18 protein-coding genes are annotated in these 16,615 nt (G+C 70.6%); 10 read left to right on the plus strand and 8 right to left on the minus strand.

Annotated elements, in window-relative coordinates:
• The first annotated feature begins 62 nt into the window (after window positions 1-62).
• A complete protein-coding gene (locus tag GDR74_RS17670) occupies window positions 63-830 on the plus strand; it encodes a sulfite exporter TauE/SafE family protein (protein WP_152587524.1) in 768 nt (255 codons plus the stop codon).
• Between the two features lie 142 nt (window positions 831-972).
• Window positions 973-1,419, plus strand: a complete 447-nt coding sequence (locus GDR74_RS17675) for a hypothetical protein (RefSeq protein WP_152587525.1) — start codon at window positions 973-975, stop codon at window positions 1,417-1,419.
• Window positions 1,420-1,468: 49 nt separating this feature from the next.
• On the opposite strand, the gene minE is transcribed toward GDR74_RS17675, so the two are convergent.
• From minE to GDR74_RS17705, 6 genes are all read right to left on the minus strand, one after another.
• Entirely contained in the window at window positions 1,469-1,732 is a 264-nt protein-coding gene (gene minE, locus GDR74_RS17680; protein WP_152587526.1) for a cell division topological specificity factor MinE, read from the minus strand.
• The gene (gene minD, locus GDR74_RS17685) at window positions 1,729-2,544 is read right to left on the minus strand and encodes a septum site-determining protein MinD (protein ID WP_152587527.1); all 816 of its coding nucleotides are present in this window, start codon (window positions 2,542-2,544) and stop codon (window positions 1,729-1,731) included. Before minD ends, minE begins: the two co-directional genes overlap by 4 nt.
• A gap of 22 nt (window positions 2,545-2,566) precedes the next feature.
• Window positions 2,567-3,316 (minus strand): septum site-determining protein MinC, encoded by a 750-nt coding sequence (minC, locus tag GDR74_RS17690; RefSeq protein WP_152587528.1) that lies wholly within the window; start codon window positions 3,314-3,316, stop codon window positions 2,567-2,569.
• Window positions 3,317-3,396: 80 nt separating this feature from the next.
• Complete coding sequence (locus GDR74_RS17695) at window positions 3,397-3,882, minus strand: DUF4399 domain-containing protein (protein WP_152587529.1); 486 nt, start codon at window positions 3,880-3,882, stop codon at window positions 3,397-3,399.
• A 26-nt stretch (window positions 3,883-3,908) separates the two neighbouring features.
• The gene (locus tag GDR74_RS17700) at window positions 3,909-5,528 is read right to left on the minus strand and encodes an SUMF1/EgtB/PvdO family nonheme iron enzyme (RefSeq protein ID WP_152587530.1); all 1,620 of its coding nucleotides are present in this window, start codon (window positions 5,526-5,528) and stop codon (window positions 3,909-3,911) included.
• A gap of 67 nt (window positions 5,529-5,595) precedes the next feature.
• On the minus strand, window positions 5,596-6,543 hold the full coding sequence (locus GDR74_RS17705) for a DMT family transporter (RefSeq protein WP_152587531.1): 948 nt from the start codon (window positions 6,541-6,543) through the stop codon (window positions 5,596-5,598).
• A 240-nt stretch (window positions 6,544-6,783) separates the two neighbouring features.
• Here GDR74_RS17705 and GDR74_RS17710 point away from each other — a divergent pair, with 240 nt between their 5' ends.
• The 4 genes from GDR74_RS17710 to GDR74_RS17725 all read left to right on the plus strand — a co-directional run bounded on the left by GDR74_RS17710 (window position 6,784) and on the right by GDR74_RS17725 (window position 11,281).
• Entirely contained in the window at window positions 6,784-8,013 is a 1,230-nt protein-coding gene (locus GDR74_RS17710; RefSeq protein WP_152587532.1) for an MFS transporter, read from the plus strand.
• Between the two features lie 131 nt (window positions 8,014-8,144).
• Window positions 8,145-9,383, plus strand: coding sequence for a YeeE/YedE family protein (locus tag GDR74_RS17715; protein WP_152587533.1), 1,239 nt, complete (start codon window positions 8,145-8,147; stop codon window positions 9,381-9,383).
• 100 nt (window positions 9,384-9,483) lie between these two features.
• Window positions 9,484-10,218, plus strand: coding sequence for a nuclear transport factor 2 family protein (locus GDR74_RS17720; protein WP_152587534.1), 735 nt, complete (start codon window positions 9,484-9,486; stop codon window positions 10,216-10,218).
• Window positions 10,211-11,281 carry a hypothetical protein gene (locus GDR74_RS17725; protein ID WP_152587535.1) on the plus strand — a complete coding sequence of 357 codons (1,071 nt, stop codon included), beginning with the start codon at window positions 10,211-10,213 and terminating at the stop codon, window positions 11,279-11,281. The genes GDR74_RS17720 and GDR74_RS17725 overlap by 8 nt, the downstream gene beginning before the upstream one ends.
• A gap of 4 nt (window positions 11,282-11,285) precedes the next feature.
• Here the strand turns inward: GDR74_RS17725 and GDR74_RS17730 are convergent, their stop codons facing one another.
• Window positions 11,286-11,930, minus strand: coding sequence for an MBL fold metallo-hydrolase (locus GDR74_RS17730; RefSeq protein ID WP_152587849.1), 645 nt, complete (start codon window positions 11,928-11,930; stop codon window positions 11,286-11,288).
• A gap of 259 nt (window positions 11,931-12,189) precedes the next feature.
• Here GDR74_RS17730 and GDR74_RS17735 point away from each other — a divergent pair, with 259 nt between their 5' ends.
• The 3 genes from GDR74_RS17735 to GDR74_RS17745 all read left to right on the plus strand — a co-directional run bounded on the left by GDR74_RS17735 (window position 12,190) and on the right by GDR74_RS17745 (window position 15,017).
• Entirely contained in the window at window positions 12,190-13,302 is a 1,113-nt protein-coding gene (locus GDR74_RS17735; RefSeq protein WP_152587536.1) for an S-(hydroxymethyl)glutathione dehydrogenase/class III alcohol dehydrogenase, read from the plus strand.
• 204 nt (window positions 13,303-13,506) lie between these two features.
• The gene (locus GDR74_RS17740; RefSeq protein ID WP_152587537.1) at window positions 13,507-14,040 is read left to right on the plus strand and encodes a hypothetical protein; all 534 of its coding nucleotides are present in this window, start codon (window positions 13,507-13,509) and stop codon (window positions 14,038-14,040) included.
• A gap of 83 nt (window positions 14,041-14,123) precedes the next feature.
• Window positions 14,124-15,017 carry a DUF533 domain-containing protein gene (locus tag GDR74_RS17745; RefSeq protein ID WP_152587538.1) on the plus strand — a complete coding sequence of 298 codons (894 nt, stop codon included), beginning with the start codon at window positions 14,124-14,126 and terminating at the stop codon, window positions 15,015-15,017.
• A gap of 12 nt (window positions 15,018-15,029) precedes the next feature.
• Here the strand turns inward: GDR74_RS17745 and GDR74_RS17750 are convergent, their stop codons facing one another.
• Window positions 15,030-15,611 carry an NUDIX domain-containing protein gene (locus GDR74_RS17750; RefSeq protein ID WP_152587539.1) on the minus strand — a complete coding sequence of 194 codons (582 nt, stop codon included), beginning with the start codon at window positions 15,609-15,611 and terminating at the stop codon, window positions 15,030-15,032.
• 109 nt (window positions 15,612-15,720) lie between these two features.
• On the opposite strand from GDR74_RS17750, the gene GDR74_RS17755 reads away from it, so the two are divergent.
• Window positions 15,721-16,581, plus strand: coding sequence for an SIR2 family NAD-dependent protein deacylase (locus GDR74_RS17755; RefSeq protein WP_152587540.1), 861 nt, complete (start codon window positions 15,721-15,723; stop codon window positions 16,579-16,581).
• Window positions 16,582-16,615 lie beyond the last annotated feature (34 nt).

Genomic DNA, 16,615 nt, shown 5'->3' on the forward strand with positions numbered 1-16,615 from the left:
GCTGCACGAAACCGGTTTCCATCCCACCGGCCTTCGCGGCCGGCCCTGAACGATTGTCGATCATGGATCTTTCCACCGTCGCGCTCCTTGCCGCCTCGGGCCTGGGAGCGGGCCTCGTCAACGCCATCGCGGGCGGGGGCACCTTCTTCACCTTCTCGGCGCTGATCGCGGCGGGGCTCCCCCCGGTCACGGCCAACGCCACCAGCGCGGTCGCCGTGACCCCCGCCAACCTCGCCAGCGCCTGGGCCTACCGGCGGGAGCTGGCGGAGAACATGAGGCGCTTCGCGGCGCTCGGCGCCGTCAGCCTCGCGGGCGGGATCATCGGAGCCTACATCCTCACGGTCACCGACAACGCCGCGTTCCGCCAGCTGGTGCCCTGGCTCCTGCTGTTCGCGACGCTGCTCTTCGCCATGAGCCCGCGGATCGTGGCGCTCGCCCGCGCCATCGGGCGGGCCGAGGGCAAGCATCCCTCCCGCCGCGCCTTCGCCGGGGGGCTTGCCTTCCAGTTCCTGGTCTCGGTCTATGGCGGCTTCTTCGGAGCGGGCATGGGCATCGTCATGCTCGCGGCGCTCGCCATCACGGAGGGCGACGACTTCCATCTCATCAATTCGGCGAAGCACCTCTGCTCCACGCTCATCCAGCTCGTGGCGGTCGCCCTGTTCATCGCGGCGGGCCTCGTGAGCTGGAAGGAGACCTTCATCGTCGGCGCGGCGTCCGTCGTCGGCGGCTATGCGGGCGTGGCGTTCGGGCGCAAGCTCCCCGCGCCGGTGATCCGCTGGCTCGTGATCGCGGTGGGCGCGATCCTCACCGTCTATTTCTTCACGCGATAACGTCTCGTTTCGCGCACGGACCGGCCTTCCGGCCGTGAAAAACGCACGCAGGCGGCGGCAATTCCGGCGTTTGCCCGATTCACGCCACAACCATGGCCCTCACTCGGCAGCTCGATTCTGCCCCTACACAAAGGACCACACCGTGGCTGAACCCAAAAATCTCGCGGGCCTCGAAGGATCCCAATCGGTCAGCGCCCTCGGCCTGCGCTGGGCCGCCCTGCGCGGCATGCTCTCCTCGCCCCTGATCACCACCGAGGAACAGAGTTCGCTCCGCGACGAGCTCGTTCGCGAGCTTCGAAGCATCGAGCAGGATTTCGCCACGCTGCAGTCGCGCAACCTGATGGAGGTCTCGGCGAAGATCGACGTGGCCAAGACGGCGCTGCGCGAGAGCATGGGCTCCGGGAACGCCTGGGTCGCGGCTCTCCTGGAGAGCGTGCAGAACGACCTGCAGAATGCGACGAGCCGGCCCGCCGCGACGCCGAGCCGTCCGGTCTCGAACCTTCCCCGCAGCTACCCGCCGCGCGCCGAAGGCGAGACCGCGGCCGGCTCATCCGCTGCGGGCGAGGGCGAGTCCTCCTCCGCCGCGTGAGCGTACGTTCCCGAAAAGAAGAAAGGCGCCCTCGGGCGCCTTTTCCATGTCAGGCCCCTGCCGATGCGGGGGCGGGGATCTCGACCTCGATCTCCAGGGTCGACATGTCGGCGCCCCTGTTCATCTTGATCTGGACGCCGTCGCGCTCGATGCTCACGTGGCGTCTCACCACCGCGAGGATCTCCTCCCGCAGCACCGCCACGAGATCGGACTTGCCGCCGACGACGCCGCGCTCGTGCGCGAGCAAGATCTGAAGCCGCTCCCGCGCCACGGGCGCGGAGGTGCGGCGCTGGAAGAAGCTCATCAGGTTCATGCGGCCCTCCGTCCGAACAGCTTCCCGAACAGGCCCTTCCGGTCGGTCGGAATGGTCATCTCCACCGTCTCGCCCTTCAGGCGCCGGACGGCGTCGAAATAGGCCTTGCTCGGCGCGCTGCCCGGATTGTTCAGGGTGACAGGCGAGCCGACGTTCGAGGCGCGGAGCACCTCCTCGCTCTCGGGAATGATGCCGATGAGCGGGATCGAGAGGATCTCGAGCACGTCGTCCACCTTCAGCATCTCGCCGCGCTCGGCGCGGGCGGGATCGTAGCGGGTCAGGAGCAGGTGCTTCTCGACGCGCTCGCCCTTCTCCGCCTTCTCGGTCTTCGAGTCGAGGAGGCCGATGATGCGGTCGGAGTCGCGGACGGAGGAAACCTCCGGATTGGTGACGACCACGGCGACGTCCGCATGCCGCATGGCAAGCGTCGCGCCGCGCTCGATGCCCGCCGGGCTGTCGCAGATGATCCAGTCGAACTTCTCGCGCAGCTCGCCGAGGACGCGGGCCACGCCCTCCTCCGTCAGCGCGTCCTTGTCGCGGGTCTGCGAGGCGGGGAGCAGGGAGAGGTTCTCCATGCGCTTGTCGCGGATGAGCGCCTGGTTCAGCTTCGCGTCGCCCTGCACCACGTTGATGAGGTCGAACACGACGCGCCGCTCCGCGCCCATCACGAGATCGAGGTTGCGCAGGCCGACGTCGAAATCGATCACGACGACTTTCTCGCCGCCATGGGCGAGGGCCGCGCCCAGCGCCGCCGTGGACGTCGTCTTGCCGACGCCGCCTTTGCCAGATGTTACGACCAGGACCTTGGCCATTGCCGTCTCTCTTTTCTGTCTGTCAGTCCAACGTTTTCAGGATGATGGCGTCGCCGTCCAGGTTCACCTGGACCGGTTGACCGTGGAACTTCGTCCCCAGGTCGTCCGCCGTCTTGTAGAGCCCGTCGATGGCGATGAGCTCGGCCTCGAACTTGCGGCAGAAGATGCGGGCGCGCCCGTTGCCGGTGCATCCTGCGATCGCCCGCCCGCGCAGCGCGCCGTAGATGTGAATGGAGCCGCCGGCCACCACCTCGGCCCCGGAGGCGACGGACCCGAGGATGGTCACGTCTCCTTCCGTGTGGAGGATCGACTGTCCGGAACGGAGGGAGCCCTCGATCAGCAGGGTCGAGTTCGCCGCCGGCTGCGGGGCGGAGGCCACGGGAATCGGCATGGCGTCGAGGTCGGGCACCTCGATGTCGCCCGCCGCGCGGCCGCCGCTGACGGGGCCGGGCATGTCAGGGTCGAGCACCTGCGGCGCCGCGCCCTCGAGCCCGATGATGCGGATGTCGCGCATCTTCAGGGCGGCCAGAAGGAACTTGAGCTCGGACTTCGACGGCTTGAGCGCCGACACGTCGAGCAGGATCGCGCGGTCGGCGAAGAAGCCGGGCGAGTTCTTCATGACCGCGTCGAGGTCCTCGAGCCAGTCCCGCAGCGGCACGACCGGCGCGAGGACCAGGGCCAGGAAAGATCTGCCACGGAAGCGGAGAGAGGGACGGGGGCGAACGGCGATGGTCACGAAATCAGGTTCCTTATATGGCCCTGATTTCCTCATTTCATGGTTAACAGCCGGTTAAGAAGTCGGGCCCACGACGAGATTTCGCAGGAGATCCCCACCCGCGGCTCCGCATTTCGTCACCGCTGCGCCCGGCTCGTCTGCGCGGGCCTGGGCCGGCGCGGCGGCAGCACCGTCACGGTGATCTTCTTCGAGACCAGGAGCGGCTTGAACGGCCTGTGGTCGGCGTCTCCCAGCACGAGCTGGAGGGTATGCCGCCCCGGCGGCAGATCGAGGCGGGTCTCGGTCTGGCCGGCGCCGAAATGGAGGTGCTGCCGGTCGGTGGGAAGAGGCTCGGCGGGGTCGATCTCCTCGTCCACATCCACCAGCAGGTGGTGATGCCCCATGTTGGGGGTCGCGTCGCCCGCATGGGTCACACCCATGTTCCTGAGCCCGAAGCGCACGGGGAAACTGCCCCGGATGCGCTGCCCGTCGCGGGGATAGATGATGTAGAGGAAGGCGTCCGCCGGGGCCGTGCTCTCCGCGCGGACCGCCTCTCCCCAGGGCGGCAGGAGAACCGATGCGAGGACGGCGGCGGCGAAACGGGCCTTGAACGCGGCAGGCATGTCCCTCTCCTCTCGAAGCGGCCGCGTCAGAGCGGCCGGGCGACGCGCAGTCCGTGGGCCGGGTAGCGGACCCCCGTGTCGTAGTGCATGCGGCTGGCGGAACGGGCGTAGCTGGCGTCGTTGCGCCAGGACCCGCCGCGCAGCACGTGCTCGCGGCAGTTGGGCTCCGCCCAGGCGGAACCGTCCGTGGGAGCGCCCTGATAGGTGGGATGCCAGCAATCGGCGACCCACTGGGCGACGCCGCCGCTGAGGTCGCTCACGCCGAAGGGGTTCTGCGCGAGGCTGCCGACTTTGAGGGGCTGGTGCGGATCGTAGGGATCGCCGCAGCCCTTGCAGTTGGCCATCCGCGGCGCCATCCGCTCGCCCCACCAGTAGCGGCCCGTGGAGCCCGCCCGCGCCGCGTATTCCCACTCCGCTTCGCTCGGCAGCCTGTAGGGAAGCCCCGTGGTCCGCGCGAGCCAGGTCACGTATTGCTGGGCGTCCAGCCAGCTCAGGTTCCGGGCCGGGTCCGTATCCTCGCCGCGCACCACGTCGGGACAGGCCTTCGCGGCGACGCAGCGGTTCCACTCGGCGACGGTCACCGGATAGCGCCCCAGGGCGAAGGCCGCGACCTGGACCGTGTGGACCGGCTTCTCGGAAGGATCCTCGTCGCTGCCCATCCTGAAGCTTCCCGCCGGGATGCGGACCAGCTCGGGGCAGCCCTGGCAGTCCCGCAGGGCGCCGCCGGCATCGGCGGGTTTCGCGGGCGGCGGCGGAATGGCGGCGACGGTCGGCCCGCCCGCGGGCGCGGGAGGCGTCGGGACGATGGGGATCGGCAGCGTTCCGCTCGAGGGAGGCGGCACGGGCGGCATTCCGGGCAGGGTGTCGACGGCGGCGCGGGCCGCGGCGGGCTCCGGCTGGGCCGGCTCCGCCGGAGTCGGAGCCGGGACCGGGGCGGAGCTTCCGGCGGCGGGCCGCTCGGACACGGCCGTCCGGCGCGCTCCTATGGACAGTTCCGGCCGCATGACCGACCAGCCGACCCCGCCCAGGATGAGGAGCAGCGCGGCGCCCGCCGTCGCCCAGAACCAGTGCCGCTTCGCCGCCTTCGCCACCGCCGCCGGATCGGGCAGGACGCGGTAGATCCGCACGGGATCGGTGATGTTCTTCAGCTTCTCGTCGCCCAGCGACTGGTATCCGCAGACGAGCTTGTTCTTGATCTGCTCGTAGACCCCGCCCGAGATGAAGACGCCGCCGGGATCGGCCAGGTTCTCGAGGCGGGCGGCGATGTTCACGCCCTCCCCGTAGATGTCGTCGGAATCGACGATCACGTCGCCGAGATTCACGCCGATGCGGTAGCGGATCCACTGCTCCGGCGGCAGGGACGTGTTGCGCGCGGCCATGGACTGCTGGATCACGATGGCGCAGCGCACCGCCTCGAGCGGGCTGTCGAACATGGCGAGGAAGCCGTCGCCGGTGGTCTTGATCAGGCGGCCGTAATGCTCCTGGATCGTCGGCTCGACGATCTCGCGGCGGTGCCGCTTGAGGCGGGCGAGGGTCCCCTCCTCGTCGGAGCCCATGAGGCGGCTGTAGCCGGAGATGTCCGCCGCGAGGATCGCGGCGAGGCGGCGCGGACTTCCCACCACATGCGACGTGCTCTCCCCGGACATCGGCCGCTCCCGACGGGGTGATCGTGCGAAGGAGACTACACCCGAACGGAAGGCGCGCCAATCGCGATCAGGCCCGGCCCGCCGCGCGGACGCGCTCCCTGTAGGCCGTGTAGAAACCGCTCAGGGCGATGATCGCCGCGCCGGCGACCGTCCAGGCGTCGGGCACGGAGCCGAAGACCAGATAGCCGAGGATCCCCGCCCACAGGAGCTGGACATAGGAGAACGGCGCGATCACGGAGGCATCCGCATGCCGGTAGGCGAGAATGACGATCCAGTGCCCGAGGGTCGAGAGAACGCCCATGGCGAGGCCGAAGCCGATCTCGGCCGGGCCCGGCATCACGAAGACGAAGGGGAGGATGAGGCTGAGCACGGCGATGCCGACGAGGGCCGAGTAGACCAGCGTGGTTTCGGCCGGGTCGCGCCCGCTCATCTTGCGCGTGACCACCGCCGCCATGGCCCAGCTCGAGGCGCCGAGGAGCGGCAGGACCGCCGCGGCCTCGAAGGCGCTCGTGCCCGGGCGGATCACCAGGAGCACGCCGGACAGGCCGACGAGGGCGGCGCTCCACCGCCGCCAGCCGACCGTCTCGCCGAGGAAGGGGATGGACAGGGCCATGATCAGGATCGGCGAGACGAAGTAGATCGCCGTCGCCTCGGCTACGGGCAGGTAGGGAAGGCTGGCGGTGAACAGCATGGCGGACCCCGCCATGCCGAAGCCGCGCAGGACCTGGAGACCGGGCCTGCGGGACCGGAAGACGGCGACGCCGCCGCCCCGCGCGAGATCCTTGGCGAGGGCGAAGGGGATCACCATGAGCCCGAACGTGACGTAGCGCAGCCACGTCACCTCCATGGCCGGGAGACGGCCGGCGAGTTCCTTCGTGACCACGTCGGAACAGGCGAAGAAGACGGTCGAGGCGACCATCAGGAGCGTGCCGCGGAGCTGGGATGCCGCCGCCCTGCCGGAGGCCGCCGCCGGGGCGGCGGACGCGGCGGGCCGGGCCGTCGAAGGAACTGTCATGATCGTCTCGGTACGGGCGTCGTTCGGAAGGCGGTCGAAGGGACGGTCCGTCAAACGCCCCGCCATGGGCAACGGTTCGCGTGAAACGAGAAGCGCAAAGGCCGCAGCCTCTCCATGCGCGGGCGGCATGGATCGGCGGCGTCGATCGGCCCCGCCTTGCTTTATGAACGCAAGCGCGGGCACGGTCCGCATCGAGGATGTCTCTCGGGCGCGCCCGTGGACGGGCGCTGGAGCGGTGGAATGCAGGAGCATGGCGGAGAAGGGCCCGTGCGGCTCGAGAGCGGAACGCCCGCCTTCAGGCGCCTGAACCTCGCCCTTTTCGCGGCGGGCTTCGCCACCTTCGCCATCCTCTACTGCGTGCAGCCGCTGCTGCCGGTCTTCTCCCAGGATTTCGGGGTGAGCGCCGCCGTCAGCAGCCTCTCCCTGTCCCTGACCACGGGCATGCTCGCCGTCGCCATGCTGGTCACCGGCTCCCTCTCGGAGATCTGGGGCCGCAAGCCCCTGATGGTGGCCTCCCTCTTCTCCTCGGCCCTGCTGACGGTCGTCTCCGCCGCCTCGCCGAGCTGGCACATGCTGCTCCTGACCCGCCTCGCCATCGGGGCCACGCTCAGCGGCCTGCCGGCCGTCGCCATGGCCTATGTGAGCGAGGAGGTCGACGCGAGGTCCATCGGCCTCGCCATGGGCCTGTTCATCGGCGGCAATGCCATCGGCGGTCTGGCGGGGCGCGTCGTCGCCGGCGCCCTGACCGACCTCGTCTCGTGGCGCTTCGCGATCGGCGTCATCGGCACGCTCGGCCTCGTCGCGGCGGTCGCGGCCTGGCGCAGCCTGCCGCCGTCCCGTCATTTCCGGCCCCAGCGCGCCGATCCGGCCGGGCTCCTGAGATCCTTCGCCGCCCATCTGCGCGATCCGGGGCTGCGGGCCCTCTTCGCGGAGGCCTTCCTGCTCATGGGCGCCTTCGTGACCTTCTACAATTACCTGGGCTATCGGCTGATGGCCCCGCCCTACCGCCTGAGCCACACGGCCATCGGAGCAATCTTCGTCGTCTATCTCGTGGGCACGTTCAGCTCCACCTTTGTCGGGCATCTCGCCGGACGGCTCGGGCGGCGCAGAATCCTCTGGGCGACGATCCTGGTCATGCTGGCGGGGCTGGGCGTCGCGCTCACGGAGAGCCTGCCCCCGATCCTTGTGGGCGTCGTCGCCGTCACGTTCGGCTTCTTCGGCGCGCATTCCATCGCCAGCAGCTGGGTGGGACGCCGCGCGCGGGAGGCGAAGGCCCAGGCCTCCGCCCTCTACCTCTTCGCCTATTATCTGGGCTCCAGCGGCATCGGCACCCTGGGCGGAGTGTTCTGGACCGCACAGGGGTGGCCCGGCGTGACCGCCCTGGTGGCGACCCTGCTCCTCGCCGCCCTCGGACTCGCGTTCCGGCTGATGGCGCTGCCCGAGGGACCCGATGACGAGGCGGGGACGTAATTTACATAGTAAAAATGTTATTATAGAGTCTTTTTCACTATTGAATGTGAATTGCGGCAAATCCATTATATCCGGCGTGATTGGCGCCGGTCCCCTATCCCGGCGCGCCACTCCGCGATCAGGGAAACACCATGTCAGGCTCCGCCGTCGCTTCCGCTTCCGTCCTCCCGGCCCGCAGGGGCTCCGGGATCAACCCCCAGGCGGCCCTTGCCGCCGGCGCCGGCATCGTCGCCGGCGCCGGGCTGATCGGGTCCGTCGTCCATCCGCGCCAGGCGCTCCTCTACGCCCTCGGTGCGGCGATGGGGCTCGTGCTCTACCACGCCGCCTTCGGCTTCACGTCCGCCTGGCGCGTCTTCATCTCCGACCGCCGCGGCGAGGGCCTGCGGGCGCAGATGGTGATGCTCGCCCTCGCCTCCATCCTGTTCTTCCCCGTCCTCGCCTCCGGCTCCCTGTTCGGGCAGCCGGTGAGCGGTCTCGTGTCCCCGGCCGGGGTCTCGGTGGTGTTCGGCGCGTTCATCTTCGGCATCGGGATGCAGCTCGGCGGCGGCTGCGCCTCGGGCACCCTCTACACGGTCGGCGGCGGCTCGACCCGCATGCTGATCACCCTGGCCGCGTTCGTCGCGGGCTCCACCGTCGGCGCCGCCCACCTGCACTGGTGGACCGCCCTCCCGAGCCTGCCCAGGATCTCCGTCGTCGCGCTCTGGGGACCCTGGACCGCGCTTTCCGTGCAGCTTGCGGTCTTCGCCGCCATCGCCGCCGTCACGGTGACGCTGGAGCGGCGCCGGCACGGCCGCCTCCTCGCGTCCGGGGAGCCGCCGCGCCGCGGGCTCGCCCGCTTCCTGCGCGGTCCCTGGCCCCTGGTGGCGGGAGCCGTGGCACTCGCGCTCCTGAACTTCGCGACCCTGGCCCTCGCCGGCCGGCCCTGGGGCATCACCTCGGCCTTCGCCCTGTGGGGCTCGAAGGTCGCCGCCGGCCTCGGCTTCGACGTGGCGAGCTGGCCCTACTGGTCCTCGCCGGCCCAGCAGGCGGCGCTGCAGGGGAGCATCCTCAGCGACGTCACCTCCGTGATGGACATCGGCATCGTGCTCGGCGCCCTTCTGGCCGCGGCGCTCGCGGGCCGCTTCGCCCCCGTCTGGCGGATTCCCCTGCGCTCCGCCGTGGCCGCGGTCGTCGGCGGGCTTCTCCTCGGCTATGGCGCGCGGCTCGCCTATGGCTGCAACATCGGGGCCTACTTCTCCGGCATCGCCTCCGGCAGCCTCCACGGCTGGGTGTGGCTCGTCGCGGCCTTCGTCGGCAACGTGCTGGGGACCCGCCTGCGCCCCCTCTTCGGGCTCGAGGTGGAGCGGACCCCGGCGCTCACCGGCTGCTGACCGGAAGCGGCCCGGAGGGAACCTGAGCCGCACCCAACCGCTTTCCCCCTGCTTCCGGACGCCAAGGAACAGGGGGAGCGAGACGATCATGGCGGTTGGCATGCCTTCACCGGGAGTCGCGAACCCACGTGCGACTCTCCTTGCGACTCTCTTGGCGGCGATCCTCACCGGAGCGCCGCATGCCCTGGCCCAGGCGAACCGTCCCTGGGTCGACCCGCCTGCGGACCTGAAGGCACCGTCCGGACCGCCGCCCCCCGCTCAGCCTCCCGGACCGGCCCCGGAGGCGGCGCCCGCGCCGGGCGCGGCGCAGCCGGCCGCCCCACCCCCCGCCCCCGCGGAGATCGCCCGAGACCCCCAGCCCGAGCGGAAGGAACCTGCCCCGGCGCAGGCCGCGAAGGCGGACCCGCGCGCGGAAGACGCGAAGAACCTGACGATCCGCTATCTCCGCTCCTGGTCGGCGGCGACCGAGGACAGCCTCGACGCGACGGCGGCGTTCTATGCGCCCCGCGTCCTGTTCCATGGCCGGCTGGTGAATCTCCGCACGCTGATGCGGGAAAAGCGGCGCTTCGTCCGCCGTTGGCCGGAACGGCGCTACACCCCCCGCCAGGACACGATCCAGGTTGCCTGCGAGGGCGACGCCTGCGCCGTGCAGGCGCTCTTCGACTTCAGCGCCGCGCATCCCGGACGCGGGCGGCAGGCCCAGGGCACCGGCGCCCTGCAGCTGGCGGTCACCTTCGTCGACGGGCGGCCCGTCATCGCGACGGAGGCGAGCATGGTGCTCGGCCTGGGCACCGACGGCGCGGCGACGGGCGCGGAGGAGTCCGACGATGACTGAGTCCCTCGCCACCGGCGGCCCCGCGGATGACGCCACCGAAATCCGCGAGCGGCTGCGCGCTGCGATCCGGCGGGAGATCGCCCGGCACGACCCGACCGACGACGCCCGCCAGCCCCTGGAGCTGATCGTCGAGAGCTCCCTCCGCTATTCGGAGAAGGACGGCGCTCTCTCCGTCACCGCCCTCGATGCCGCCGGCAATCCCCTCGCCGGCGGCGAGGGCGATGCGGGGGCCGAGGCGGCGATCGCGGCCGTCCTCGCCGAGTTGCGCCGGACGCGGCCGGCCCTGTTCAAGGCGGCAGCGGTTCCGGACGACACGTCCGGCCGGGACGGGCTCGCCGCCGACGGCCCCGCGCCGGAGCGGGACTGGCTCGACGTGGGTTCGCCCGACGCCCCTCCGGCGCAGGGCGCGGCTGCGCAGACGGCCGGGACCCGCCCTTGGCCCGCCTTCGGCGCCTGGTTCCACCGGCAGATGCCGCGATGGAGGACCGCCGCCTTCCACGGCGCGGAGCGGCTCGATGCCCTCCGCCGGCGCCTGCCCGAGACCCTGCGCGGCGCGGGCGGGACGGCTCGCGCCTTCCTGAACCGCCTGCCGCCCGGCGGCTTCGCGAACCGGCGGCTCGCCCTCGGCGCCGCCGCCGCCCTCGTCCTCGCCGCCATCGCGATCTACGGCATCGCCCGCACGGGCTCTCCGGCGGGCGAGCCGGGGCAGACGGGAAGCGTCGGCGAGGAAGCGGCCGCGAACCGCGCGTCCTTGCGCGGCGTGCCCGAAGTCATCGACACCTCGACCCTGTCCGTGAAGGGACAGGTTGTGCACCTCTACGGCGTGGAATGGGCGCCCGGCGGCGGCAAGCCGGAGGACCTCGCCCGCTACCTCGCCGGGCGCGAGGTCGCCTGCGAGCCGGTCGGCGGCACGAACGCCCACCGCTGCCGGGTGGACGGGAAGGACCTGTCGACGGTCGTCCTCTACAATGGGGGCGGCAAGGCGACGCCGGAGGCGACGGAGGAGATGAAGGCCGCCGCCGAGCGGGCCCGGCAGGCGCGGATCGGCGTCTGGAGCCGCTGAGGCCTCAGGCCGGCATCCCCTCCTGGAGGAAGGGATTGGTCGCCCGCTCCCGGCCGATGGTGCTCATGGGGCCGTGCCCGCAGATGAAGGTCACGTCGTCCCCGAGGGGCAGGAGCTTGGTCCTGATGGACTGGAGGAGCATCGCCGCGCTTCCGCCCGGCAGGTCGGTGCGGCCGACCGACCCGTTGAACAGGACGTCCCCCACCAGGGCGAAGCGGTCTGCCCGGGAGAACAGGACGACGCTGCCCGGCGAGTGCCCCGGGCAGTGCAGCACCTCGAAGGCCGTGCCGCCGACGGTGACCGTGTCGCCCTCGTTGAGCCAGCGGTCGGGCGTCACCGCGCGCACGCCGTCGAAGCCGTAGAAGCGCGCCTGCTCGGGCAGGTGCTCCAGGAGAGGGCGATCCCCCTCGTGCGGGCCCTCGACGGGCACGCCGAGCATGTCGCGCAGCTCTGCGGCGCCGCCGGCATGGTCGATATGCCCGTGGGTCAGAACGATCTTCTCGACCGTCACGCCGCTCTCGTCGATGGCCCTGCGGATGCGCTCCAGATCGCCGCCGGGATCGACGACCGCGCCCGTCCTGGTGCTGTCGTTCCACAAAAGCGTGCAGTTCTGTTCGAACGGCGTGACCGGGATGATGGCGGCGCGCATCTCTGACACGGCGGGATCCTCGCATGGCTGACAGGACACCACATAGAGCGGTTTGCGCTGCGATGGAATCGCAACCCGCTTCCCTAGCCTTTGCGGGCCGCATTTTCGGACGGTGAACCGGTGCCCCTTTTTCCTGAAAATGCTCCGGGCGCCCCGGCTGCGTCTTGAAAGCCGCGGAGCGCGTCCCTGCCCTCGCCCTTGACCTCGCGCCGCCGCGGTTCAGATAGTCACGGATCGCGGATGGAGCGGGAGCGGCGGGATGAAGACCAGGGCAGCCGTGGCGTGGGAGGCGGGCAAGCCCCTCACCGTGGAGACCGTCGAGATCGAAGGGCCGCGGGCGGGCGAGGTGCTCGTGGAGATCATGGCGACGGGCGTGTGCCACACGGACGCCTATACCCTCTCCGGCCTCGATTCGGAGGGAAAGTTCCCGGCGATCCTCGGGCATGAGGGCGCGGGGATCGTGCGCGAGGTGGGGCCCGGCGTCGCCACCCTGAAGCCCGGCGACCACGTGATCCCGCTCTACACGCCCGAATGCCGCCAGTGCAAATCCTGCCTGTCGCGCCGCACGAACCTGTGCACCGCGATCCGCGCCACGCAGGGCCAGGGCCTCATGCCCGACGGGACGAGCCGCTTCCGCTGCGACGGAGACACGGTCTTCCACTACATGGGCTGCTCGACCTTCGCGAACTTCACGGTCCTGCCGGAGATCGCCCTGGCGAAGATCCGCGAGGACGCGCCCTTCGACAAGGTGTGCTACATCGGCTGCGGCGTGACCACCGGCCTCGGCGCGGTGATCTACACCGCGAAGGTGTGGCCCGGCGCGAACGTCGCGGTGTTCGGCCTCGGGGGCATCGGCCTCAACGTGATCCAGGGCGCGCGCATGGTGGGCGCGGACAGGATCGTGGGCATCGACATCAACCCGGCGAAGCGCGCCATGGCCGAGAAGTTCGGCATGACGCATTTCATCGACCCGAACGAGGTCGGCGCGGACAAGGTCGTGCAGGCGATCGTCGACCTGACGGACGGGGGCGCCGACTTCTCCTTCGACGCCACCGGCAACGTGAACGTCATGCGCCAGGCGCTCGAATGCTGTCACCGGGGCTGGGGCGAGAGCATCGTCATCGGCGTCGCCGAGGCCGGCCGCGAGATCGCCACCCGCCCCTTCCAGCTCGTGACCGGCCGGGTATGGCGCGGCACCGCCTTCGGCGGTGCCCGCGGCCGCACGGACGTGCCCAGGATCGTCGACTGGTACATGGAGGGCAAGATCAACATCGACGACCTGATCACCCACACCATGCCCCTCGAGGAGATCAACACCGCCTTCGACCTGATGCATGACGGCAAGTCGATCCGCTCCGTCGTGATTTATTGAGGGCGGCCGGGTCTGCGGCAACAAGTCCCGACTTCGCAGAATCGCAGAAAGACATTCCCCTGCGAAGGGAAGGTGTTCCAGCGCACCGCCTACGGGGTAACGCAAAGGAATATGCGCCCCTGGAACGATAGAGCATAGCCCTTTCGCTTCGATTGGTCTAAGAGAACGCTTTCGCAACGAATCTCTCACCTTGAAGCCGCCGCCATGGAACAGTCGCGCGAACCCATCATCAGCCCCAATGCCGACCGGATCGTCGGGAAGGCCGTCAGCATGACCCAGGCGGCGCTGGCCTCCGACGCGGGCAAGGCCGTCAAGGCCGCCATCTCCCAGGGCCAGGCAGGCCTGATGCAGCACCTCTCCGAGGCGGCGCAGAAGAGCATGCCCGACCCGCTCACCCAGGCGCGGGTGCTCCTGGCCGAGCAGAGCCAGAACTTCGATGCGATGCGCGGCGCCATCGGCCAGATCGGCGAATCGCTCCACCACCTGAACGACCCGGCGGCGGACGCGCACATGCACCGGTCCCAGACCCTGGCGCTCCTCAACGCCCAGGCCGAGGCGATCCAGGGGCTCACCCTGCTCGTCCTGAAGGGGCAGCAGGTCCAGACGCAGCTGATCCAGGCGGTGGACGCCCATTCCCGGGCGGCGGCACCCTCCGGGATGCCGAAATGGGCCTATTACGCCATGGGCGGCATGATGGTCTGGAGCTTCCTGACCATGATCGTCTCGTCGATCTTCTGAGGGGAAGGCGCGCAACCGGCCGCGGATTTGCGCGCGAAAGGGATTCGCATCTAGATTTCATCCTGCCCGTGGGGGACCGCTCCATGTTCGACGCCAAGAAGCTCCTCGATGCGCTGGGAACGCCCGCCGGCGCACAGCCCGCCGCGCCCGCGGCGCCAAAGCCTGAAGCGCCAAAGCCTGAAGCGCCCAAGCCGGATGCGCCCAAGGCCAGCCCCCTCGGGGCCGGCACCCTGCTCAGCGACCTGATCGATCTCGCGAACCGGCCCTCCCCGCCCCCGCCGCAGCCCGCCGCCACGGAGGGCGAGCAGCCTGCGCCCAAGCCGGAGAAGCCTGCGGCCCCGCCGCCCCCCGCCGACCTCACGGACCTGCTCCTGCGCCGCGCGCAGGAATACCTCAAGACCCCGCAGGGCAATGCGGCGGTCCACGCGGTGATGGTGGGCGTGACCAAGGCGGTCGTGAACTCGGAGACCGGCCGCAAGCTCACCGAGAAGGCGAAGGCCAAGGGTGCGGCCCTGTTCGGCCGCTTCCTGAGCAAGGGCGAGGCGGGCCCCCTCATCGAGGCGCAGCCCGGGGCGGCCGCCCCCCAGGCCCTGCCGCCCCCCGCCGCCGCTGCCCCGTCCGCCGATACGGCGCTTCTCGTGATGCGCGCCATGATCGCCGCCGCGGCGGCGGACGGGCGCATCGACGAGGGCGAGCGCGCGCGCATTCTCGGCACGCTCAAGAGCGCCGGGATCGACGGCGAGGGCGTCGAGATCGTCGAGGCGGAGCTCGCGCGGCCCGCCAGCGCGGCCGAGCTCGCCGCCGCCGTGAGGACGCCGGAGGCCGCGATCCAGGTCTATACCGCCGCCCGGCGCATCATCACCCCGAACACGGTGGAGGAACGGGTGTTCCTGGCGCAGCTGTCCGGCGCGCTCGGCCTCGACCCGCGCATCGTGGCGCAGATCGACGCCGCCGCTGCGGGCGCGACCCTGGGCTGAGAGGCCGCGCCTTCAGCGCAGCGCCCCGCCGAGGGCGGGAACCCGCAGGGCGAGCGCCTGCGCGAGAGCGAGGGTCTTCATGTCCTCCAGGGCGCCCTGCGCGAGCATCGCCGCAAGCGCGGCGAACTCGATCTCGCAGGTCGCGATGTCCTCCTGCTCCTCCGCGAGCCCCCCGCCCTCGCCCGTCCTGTCCGCATCCGCATAGGGAGCGAGGAACAGGTGCACCCGCTCGGTCGAGTATCCGGGCGAGGCCCAGACGCTCCCCACGGGTTCGAGCGGGCCCAGGCGCAGGCCCGCCTCCTCCATCGCCTCCCGGCGGATGCAGGCCTCCGGGGTCTCGCCGGGATCGACGAGGCCCGCGATGGCCTCGACCGGCTCCGGCGCCCCGCCGGCCCGCAGGGCCGCGGCCCGGAACTGGCGCACGAGGAGCACGGTCCGGCGCCTCTCGTCGTACGGGAGGACGGCGGCGGCGGGCGGGCTCTCCAGAACCTCGCGCACCATGCTCTTCCCGCCCGGCAGCGCCACCGTGAGCGCGACGAGGCTCCGCCGCCCCTCGTGAATGACCCTCGCGTCCGCGATCTCGTGAGCCGCCATGGCGTTCCCTTCCCTCTGCCGCGGGCGAAGCGGCCCGCAGGATCCTTCCTGGCCAAGCCGCTCCACCCCCGGTCCGTTCCCGCGGAGCCCTGGCTCCCCCTGCCGCGTTATGGCCAGGAAGCAGCGGCATGAGAGAGAAACCGTGGACGATCTGGCGGAAGCGATCCGGAACCGTCAAGCCATCCTCTTCGCGGGAGCGGGCGTCTCGATGACGGTCGGCCTCCCTTCGTGGCAGACGCTCATCGCGCACATCGCCGAGGAGCTGCGGATCGACAAGGCCTACCTTGCCGAAACGGACGTGAACCACCTGACCCTCGCGGAATTCTACCGCCTCAGGAAGGGCAGCATCGGCCCCCTGCGCAGCTGGATGGACAGGAAATGGACCCTGCCGGAGGAGGTGCTGAAGAAGTCCCGCGTCCACGCGCTGATCTGCGAGCTCGACTTCCCGATCGTCTACACCACCAACTTCGACCGAAACCTGGAAACCGCGTTCGCCCTGCACGGCAAGCCCTTCGTGAAGATCGTCAACGCGAAGGACATCGCCGACATCCGCGACGGCGTTCCGCAGATCGTGAAGTATCACGGCGACTTCGACGACGACGAGTCCATCGTCATCGCGGAGACGGACTATCTCGACCGCCTGTCCTTCGAATCGCCGCTCGACATCAAGTTCCGCTCGGATGCGCTGGGCAAGACCATCCTGTTCGTCGGCTACAGCCTGACGGACCTGAACATCCGCTTCCTTCTGCACCGGCTCTGGAAGACGTGGAAGGGATCGGGATTCGAGAAGGACCGGCCGCCGTCCTACGTGTTCATGCTGCGCCCCAACCCGGTCGAGGAGGCGGTGCTGAGGCAATGGGGGCTGCGCGTCCTCACGGAGCCGGACTGCGCGCCGGAGAACGCCCTCGAGACCTTTCTCGAGAAGCTCGTCCGCAGCGTGAAGGCGACATGTGCGGAGAGCGGCCGCTGAGGCGCGGGCACGGGGCGCGACCCGTCATGCCGCT

The organism is Microvirga thermotolerans, assembly GCF_009363855.1.
Lineage (GTDB): Bacteria > Pseudomonadota > Alphaproteobacteria > Rhizobiales > Beijerinckiaceae > Microvirga > Microvirga thermotolerans.

Bases quoted from the DNA above. Each gene is read 5' to 3' on its own strand.
- GDR74_RS17670 (WP_152587524.1), top strand. From the start codon at position 63: ATGGATCTTTCCACCGTCGCGCTCCTTGCCGCCTCGGGCCTGGGAGCG.
- minE (WP_152587526.1), bottom strand. From the start codon at position 1,732: ATGAACCTGATGAGCTTCTTCCAGCGCCGCACCTCCGCGCCCGTGGCG.
- minD (WP_152587527.1), bottom strand. From the start codon at position 2,544: ATGGCCAAGGTCCTGGTCGTAACATCTGGCAAAGGCGGCGTCGGCAAG.
- minC (WP_152587528.1), bottom strand. From the start codon at position 3,316: ATGAGGAAATCAGGGCCATATAAGGAACCTGATTTCGTGACCATCGCC.
- GDR74_RS17695 (WP_152587529.1), bottom strand. From the start codon at position 3,882: ATGCCTGCCGCGTTCAAGGCCCGTTTCGCCGCCGCCGTCCTCGCATCG.
- GDR74_RS17700 (WP_152587530.1), bottom strand. From the start codon at position 5,528: ATGTCCGGGGAGAGCACGTCGCATGTGGTGGGAAGTCCGCGCCGCCTC.
- GDR74_RS17705 (WP_152587531.1), bottom strand. From the start codon at position 6,543: ATGACAGTTCCTTCGACGGCCCGGCCCGCCGCGTCCGCCGCCCCGGCG.
- GDR74_RS17710 (WP_152587532.1), top strand. From the start codon at position 6,784: ATGCAGGAGCATGGCGGAGAAGGGCCCGTGCGGCTCGAGAGCGGAACG.
- GDR74_RS17715 (WP_152587533.1), top strand. From the start codon at position 8,145: ATGTCAGGCTCCGCCGTCGCTTCCGCTTCCGTCCTCCCGGCCCGCAGG.
- GDR74_RS17720 (WP_152587534.1), top strand. From the start codon at position 9,484: ATGCCTTCACCGGGAGTCGCGAACCCACGTGCGACTCTCCTTGCGACT.
- GDR74_RS17725 (WP_152587535.1), top strand. From the start codon at position 10,211: ATGACTGAGTCCCTCGCCACCGGCGGCCCCGCGGATGACGCCACCGAA.
- GDR74_RS17730 (WP_152587849.1), bottom strand. From the start codon at position 11,930: ATGCGCGCCGCCATCATCCCGGTCACGCCGTTCGAACAGAACTGCACG.
- GDR74_RS17735 (WP_152587536.1), top strand. From the start codon at position 12,190: ATGAAGACCAGGGCAGCCGTGGCGTGGGAGGCGGGCAAGCCCCTCACC.
- GDR74_RS17740 (WP_152587537.1), top strand. From the start codon at position 13,507: ATGGAACAGTCGCGCGAACCCATCATCAGCCCCAATGCCGACCGGATC.
- GDR74_RS17745 (WP_152587538.1), top strand. From the start codon at position 14,124: ATGTTCGACGCCAAGAAGCTCCTCGATGCGCTGGGAACGCCCGCCGGC.
- GDR74_RS17750 (WP_152587539.1), bottom strand. From the start codon at position 15,611: ATGGCGGCTCACGAGATCGCGGACGCGAGGGTCATTCACGAGGGGCGG.
- GDR74_RS17755 (WP_152587540.1), top strand. From the start codon at position 15,721: ATGGCCAGGAAGCAGCGGCATGAGAGAGAAACCGTGGACGATCTGGCG.